Origin of the sequence: Streptococcus sp. HMSC073D05, from assembly GCF_001812015.1 — a bacterium.
Classification (GTDB): Bacteria; Bacillota; Bacilli; order Lactobacillales; family Streptococcaceae; genus Streptococcus; species Streptococcus parasanguinis_D.
This window is the reverse complement of the sequence record NZ_KV807491.1, coordinates 1-222: the sequence shown is the minus strand read 5'-3', so window position 1 is coordinate 222 and position 222 is coordinate 1. Positions and strand designations below refer to the sequence as shown.

The 222-nt window shown below is 41.4% G+C and carries 1 rRNA gene; it reads left to right on the top strand.

The annotated features are described in order from the left end of the window. The first annotated feature begins 106 nt into the window (after nucleotides 1-106). A 5S ribosomal RNA gene (rrf, locus tag HMPREF2832_RS06370) occupies nucleotides 107-222 on the top strand.

The following is a 222-nucleotide window of genomic DNA, read 5'->3' as shown; positions in this document are numbered from 1 at the left end:
ATACTAATAGCTCGAGGACTTATCCAAAGAGTCAAAAGATATTGACAACGTGAGTTTAACTTGTTAGAATATAGATATTCAATTTTGAATGTTTAATCATTCAGAGTTAAGTGACGATAGCCTAGGAGATACACCTGTACCCATGCCGAACACAGCAGTTAAGCCCTAGAACGCCGGAAGTAGTTGGGGGTTGCCCCCTGTGAGATAAGGTAGTCGCTTAGC